This is a genomic window from Streptomyces ipomoeae 91-03 (genome assembly GCF_000317595.1).
GTDB lineage: Bacteria > Actinomycetota > Actinomycetes > Streptomycetales > Streptomycetaceae > Streptomyces > Streptomyces ipomoeae.
The window spans coordinates 1-6057 of record NZ_AEJC01000326.1; the positions used below are offsets into that span (position 1 = coordinate 1).

Genomic DNA, 6057 nt, shown 5'->3' on the forward strand with positions numbered 1-6057 from the left:
TGGCCGCCGGTCGAAAGCGGCGATCGGCGACGAACGTCACCGGACGGACGCGTCCCCGACGGCCCGCACAGAGCCCCGCACCACCACATGCGTCCCCAGCAACAGATGCTCGTCGGACGACGCGTCACGTCCCCGCCCCAGCGCGGTCCGTACCGCGAGGCGCCCCAGTTCCTCGTACGGGACGTGCACGGTGGTGAGCGCCGGGTACAGATCGCGGGCGAAGGGGATGTCGTCGTACCCGACCAGGGACACATCGCCGGGCACCGAGAGCCCCGCCTCGTGCAGGGCGGTCAGGGCGCCGGCCGCGACCATGTCGGTGGCCGCCATCACCGCCGTGAACTCCAGCCCGGCGTCCAGCGCCCGCCGCATCAGCCGGTAGCCGGAGTCCCGGGTGAAGTCGCCGGTCAGCCGCAGCGCGGGGTCGGTCTCCACGCCCCGGGCGCGGTGGGCGGCGAGGTACCCCCGCTCGCGGCCCTGGGCGGTGGTGTGGTCGGGCTTGCCGCCGAGGAACAGGATCCGCCGGTGGCCATGGGCCAGGACGTGCGAGCACAGGGCGTACGCGCCGCCCTCGTTGTCGTACTCGATGACCGTGACCGGTGCGCCGGGATTCAGCGGCGGCCGTCCGCACAGCACGAGCCGTGACCCGGCGGAGGCGAGCGCGTCCGCGACATGGGCCGTGCGCGCCCGGTACTCGGGGGTGTCCGCGCCCCCGCCGACCAGGATCACGGCGGCGGCCCGCTGCGCCCGCATCGTCTCGACGAAGTCCAGCTCGTGCTGGACGTCACCGTCGGTGCTGCACACCAGGCAGAGATGGCCGAGCCGGGTCGCCTCGCGCTCCACGCCGCGCGCCATCAGCGCGAACGACGGCCCGGTGATGTCGTCGAGGACGAATCCGAGGGTGGGCGTGCCGGCGCCCGCGACGGCCTTGGCCCGGGCGTCGGCGACGTAGTCGAGGTCGCGGACCGCTCGCATGACGCGGGTGCGGGTGGTGGCGCTCACCGGGTAGACGCCGCCGAGTACGCGCGACACCGTCGCGGCCGAGACCCCGGCGCGTGCCGCCACGTCCCGGATCGTGCTGCGGCTCCCGTTCTCGGCGCTCTTCCTCGTCATGGCCCTCCCCCGTCCGGCAACCGGTTTCCCCGGAACGGAGGCTAGCAGCGGACCTGCGTTTTTCGCCCGCCGCCCGGACCGCCGGCGAAGACGGTCAAGCGCCCGATCGCGGAGTACCAGGAGTACCAGGAGTACCAGGGGGAGGAGGGGCACCGGGAACAGCGTGGGTCACGTCCGAGGGGCGGACATCGCGTCGCTTGGGGTGGTCGCAGATGTCGCATTGCCCGATGTGGCGGGTGATGCGCTTGCGCATGAGCACGGTCATGGTGCCGTCCCAGCCGTCGAGCATCCGGCGCAGGTCGGGGCAGTCCCTCCGCCCGTCGCGGGCCAGGATCACCGCCGTCACGGCGTTCTCGAACTGTTGCCGTGCTCGGGACAGCAGCGCATGTGCGTGGTTGCGCGGTATCCCCAGCGCCGCAGCCACGTCGGCACCGTCCAGATCCTGGCGTACCGACAGCTCCAGCACCTCGCGATCACGAGAGTTGAGCCCTTCGAAGGCCTCCCAGACCAGAGTCCGGATCTCCTCGGCACGCAGGCCCGCACCGAGGTCGACAGCCTCGTCGACCAGCTCGTCGGTTTCTTCGAGCGGGGTGGTGCGGCCCTTGGCGCGCAACTGGTGCCGGCATTCATTGCGGGCGATCGCGTACAGCCACGGACGTAGCCGCTGAGGGTCTCGCAGCTGGTCGATGCGCTTACTGGCGAGAACGAAGGTGTCCTGCAAGGCGTCGGCGGCGGCGTCGCTGTTGTGAAGGACTGAACAGCAGTAGCCGTAGATCTGACCCGCGTAGGCGTCGTACGCCGCTGCCAGCCCCCGGGGGTCCGCGGCTCGGATCGCGGCCACCATCGTGCGGTCGTCCATATCGGCGACATTAGAACAAAAGGGGCATGTTGCGCACCCTCTCTGGCTTGCTGGACTCGTGACTCCGGCTCCGCCCGGAAAAAGAGGCGTCGAAAAGTTGTTGGTGTGTTCTGCCGTCGCGGCTCTTGTAAGGCGAGTGCGGGGCACAGGGCCCCGCCCGCTGAAGGAGTCGGCATGCATCAGTTGCCCGGAGTCGCTGCCCAGTCGTCACGTCCCGCCCTGTCCCGCCGCGAGCAGCAGATCCTGCGGCACCTGGCAGAGGGATGCACCTATGCCGGTACGGCCCGCCGGATCGGTATCTCCGTGCACACCGTTGACGGCTATCTTCGCCGGATCCGGGCCAAGACCGGCGTACACACCCAGGCGGAACTGATCCGGCTGGCGCTGACGCTCGGGCTGTGACACCTCACATGCCGGCGGCGAGGAACTGTTCGGCCCAGATGGTCTTGCCGATGGGGCCATGACGGGTGCCCCATCGGTGGGCGAGCTGGGCGACCAACAGCAGACCCCGCCCCCCTTCGTCGAGCAGCCGGGCGCGCCGCAGGTGCGGGGCGGTGCTGCTGGAGTCGAAGACCTCGCTGATCAAGGTGTTGTTCTCGTGGATCAGCCGCAGCTGGATGGGCGGCCGGCCGTAACGGATGGCGTTGGTGACCAGTTCGCTGACGATCAGTTCGGTGATCAGGGCGGCGTCGTCCAGTCCCCAGGCGGTCAGCTGCTCCGTGGCGTGGTGGCGGGCCCGGGCGACGATCGCGGGGTCGCTGACCAGGTCCCAGAAGGCGACCCGGTCGGAATGCAGAGCCCTGGTACGGGCGATGAGCAGGGCGACGTCGTCATCGGGGCGATGGGTCAGCACATCCGCGAGGACCCTGTCGCAGACCGTCTCCACGGTTGTGAGAGGCCGCGCCAGGGCGGTGAACATCTTGTCCAGGGCTTCGTCGATGTCGTGGTCGCGGAGCTGGAGCAGACCGTCGGTGAACAGCGCGAGGAGGCTGCCCTCAGGCAGTTCGGTCTCCATGGTCTCGAAGGGCAGACCGCCCAGGCCCAGCGGTGGGCCGGCCGGAACATCGAGGAAGTACACCGCGCCGTCCGGGGTGACCACGGCGGGCGGGGGATGGCCGGCCCGGGCGAGGGTGCAGCGGCGCGAGACCGGGTCGTAGACCGCGTACAGGCACGTGGTGCCGATGCCCCCGGCAGCCTCGGGGGTGCCTTCCGTACCGCCCTCCACGGCGGACAGATGCAGGACGAGGTCGTCGAGGTGCGTGAGCAACTCGTCGGGCGGAAGGTCGACGTCGGCCAGGGTACGCACCGCGGTGCGCAGCCGACCCATGGTGGCCGCGGCACGCATGCCGTGGCCGACGACGTCGCCCACGGCGAGGGCCACCCGTGCGCCGGACAGCGGAATCACATCGAACCAGTCGCCCCCCACACCGGCGCGGGTCGCGGCGGGCAGATAGCGGGAGGCGACCTCCAGAGCCGTCTGATCGGGCAGCGTCTGGGGCAGCAGGCTGCTCTGCAGCGTCATGGTGGTGGTGCGCGCGCGGGGGTGCCGGCCGGCTTCGTGGATGCCGACGGCCGCCTGGGCGGTGAGTTCCTCGGCCCGTAGCAGGTCATCCGGTTCGAAGGGTTCGGGGCGCTGGTAACGGCCGAAGAACGCCACGCCGATGACGGTGCCGTGTGCTCGCATCGGCACCACGATCATCGAATGTGCTCCCCACCGGCGGATCCATGCGGCTGCCGGGTCCTGCTGGACCCACAGGGCGATACCGGCATCGGCCGTGTCGTACAGGGCGCCGCGGCCCTGGGCCAGACACCTGGCCGGGGGAGACAGCACCGGGTAGGCGGTCGTCCCCGCCCGCACCCCCAGGAACTCGGGGCTGTCCTCACGGAGCGAGCGCGCGGCGACACGACGCACTCTCACCGGCTCCGCCGGCGAGAAGGGGAGTTCCGTCACCCGGTAGGGGGCACCCTCCAGCAGGTCGACGGCGGTGAAGTCCGCCAGCCGGGGCACAGCGGCGTCGGCCAGTTCCCGCGCGGTACGGGTGATGTCCGAGGTGGTGCCGATACGGGTGCCGGTGTCGTCCAGCAGGAGCATCCGCTCCTGGACGAGGTCCTCCTGCGCCTCGTGGTGCGCCGTCAGGCACACGGCGCGTACCCGGCCGTCGGGGTCCCTCAACGGGGCGAGCGTGGCCGAACAGTTCTGCCACGCGTTGACACCCGCGGGATGAAGACAGGGCTCCACCTGCTGCGCCTGGCCGGTTCTCACCACCAGTCGCATCGTCTTCTCGACCTCGCCGTTCTCCGGACACGGCGCGATCTCCGGCAGACGCAGCCCGAGCATCTGCCTTGCCTCCATGGACAGCGCGCTCTCCATGCCCGCGTTCGCGCGCAGCAGCCGCAAGTCGGTGTCGAAGACCGCCATGGGGCAAGGGGCTTGAACGAACGTCCACTCCGCCAGCGCCTCACCCCGGAGCGTCTGTGCCGGGTCCGTCACCGCGCACACCACGAGCCACTCGCCTCTCCCGTCGCTCCGGCGTCGGTGGTGCGCCAGCAGCCCCAGCCGCAGCCGGTGGCCGTCGTGGTGCCTCAGTGCCACCGTGCCGTTGAGGCGTTCCTGCCCGGCCGCCGCCCGCCGCGCCCGCTCGCCGATGTCGTCGGCGAGCAGTCCGGCGGCGGGAGACCCCACCACCTGCGCGGACGCATACCCCAGCAGCCGCCGGGCCTCCTCACTCCACCCCGTCACAAGGCCCTGTTCGTCGATGATGGCCGTGGCCGTGTACGTCGCCTCCCCAGCGGCCCGTGCCTGATCAAGCCGGTCCCCGGGATGGGTGGGTCGCTCCATCACCGCTCACCTCACGCCTGCTGATTTCGTATCCCGCTTTCCACGGGAACCCGCATGACCAGCGCCCCTCCAACAAGCATCGACCTGCGGCCCACCGAGCACCAACGCAGCACGTCGACCAGGGGGAACGGCAGAGGACAGGCTCGGGGAGGATGTCAAGCCCCGGCATTACGGGACTACCCCTCGCCACTCTCCTCACGGAAGGTCGAGTCAACGAATTCGACATCACCGCCGATTCGGAAACCCTCTCGATTTCGCGAGGAGTGCAACATGTCCAGAGCAATGTCACGTCGTGCCATCGCGAGTGTCCTCGGGACGCTCATGGTCGCGACAGTGGTATCGCAAGTGCCGGCATCTGCGGCACAGTCGCAGCCCGTGCCGCTCCCGAAGCCGATCAAGCAGGCGACCGCGCAGTGGACACTGAAATTCTCCGGTGCCTCCCGCACGAACGTGCCGTTCGCGCTCTACAACCAGCACAAGAAGGCACATCTCTACTACAAGAAGCGCCCGATAGGGGTCGACCTCAGGTGGAGCAAGTCCGTGAAGACCGAGTGGAAGTTCGTGAAGTGTGACAGCCCGAAGACCTCCAGCCCGATCCGCTACGATCAGGTACTCGCCCTCTACAACACTTCGCACAAGCACTATCTGGTCCACCAGAAGCGGGGTCTTGGGCACGGCATCAATCTGGGCTGGTCGAAGAAGCTGCACACAAAGACGTGCCAGTGGGCGGTGCACGGCGACAAGGCTGGAAAGCCTCTGGGGCCATCGCCGGTCAAGAACGTGATGCTCTTCAACACGGTGGAGCGGGACTATCTCGTCAACAAGTGGCGCCCGGCAGGGGTCGACCTGCGCTGGTACAGGTACGGCGTCAGTGACCAGATCTGGGACCTGGTCAAGAAGGGAGCCTGCGCGGCGGCAGTCGTGAGCGACAAGGCCAAGGGGGCTTGCGCGACTCTCAAGGCGCTGGAGGAATTCCAGAAGGCCATGGGGTACTCCCATACCGTTCCGAAGCCTCCGTCCACCCCGAAGCCGACGTCCACTCCGAAGCCGACGTCCACCACAAGGTCGCCGTCCAAGGCGTGACCACCTTGGCGACCCGGGAATACCACTCCACCCGATCCTTGGACGACACCCACAAGTGCCAGCTACTTATCTTCTTCCCCTTGAAATACTGCTCTGTGTAGATGCTCCAGGGATTGCTCTCCTTGCCGTAATAGTAAACTCCCGTGGCGACCCTTATCTTGTACCC

General features: G+C 69.0%; 5 protein-coding genes. 2 read left to right on the forward strand and 3 right to left on the reverse strand.

Translation table 11 applies throughout. From position 1 onward, the window contains the following. Positions 1–36: 36 nt before the first annotated feature. Together STRIP9103_RS21330 and STRIP9103_RS21335 are read right to left on the reverse strand one after the other, a co-directional pair. The gene (locus STRIP9103_RS21330; protein WP_048820694.1) at positions 37–1110 is read right to left on the reverse strand and encodes a LacI family DNA-binding transcriptional regulator; all 1074 of its coding nucleotides are present in this window, start codon (positions 1108–1110) and stop codon (positions 37–39) included. A 94-nt stretch (positions 1111–1204) separates the two neighbouring features. Then, positions 1205–1969, reverse strand: coding sequence for an RNA polymerase sigma factor (locus tag STRIP9103_RS21335; protein WP_009317115.1), 765 nt, complete (start codon positions 1967–1969; stop codon positions 1205–1207). A gap of 174 nt (positions 1970–2143) precedes the next feature. On the opposite strand from STRIP9103_RS21335, the gene STRIP9103_RS21340 reads away from it, so the two are divergent. Continuing rightward, positions 2144–2371 carry a response regulator transcription factor gene (locus STRIP9103_RS21340; RefSeq protein WP_009317107.1) on the forward strand — a complete coding sequence of 76 codons (228 nt, stop codon included), beginning with the start codon at positions 2144–2146 and terminating at the stop codon, positions 2369–2371. A 4-nt stretch (positions 2372–2375) separates the two neighbouring features. On the opposite strand, the gene STRIP9103_RS21345 is transcribed toward STRIP9103_RS21340, so the two are convergent. Further along, positions 2376–4808, reverse strand: coding sequence for a SpoIIE family protein phosphatase (locus STRIP9103_RS21345; protein ID WP_048820695.1), 2433 nt, complete (start codon positions 4806–4808; stop codon positions 2376–2378). Positions 4809–5183: 375 nt separating this feature from the next. Between STRIP9103_RS21345 and STRIP9103_RS21350 the strand changes: the two genes are divergently transcribed. Next, positions 5184–5891, forward strand: coding sequence for a hypothetical protein (locus tag STRIP9103_RS21350; RefSeq protein WP_048820696.1), 708 nt, complete (start codon positions 5184–5186; stop codon positions 5889–5891). Positions 5892–6057: the final 166 nt, after the last annotated feature.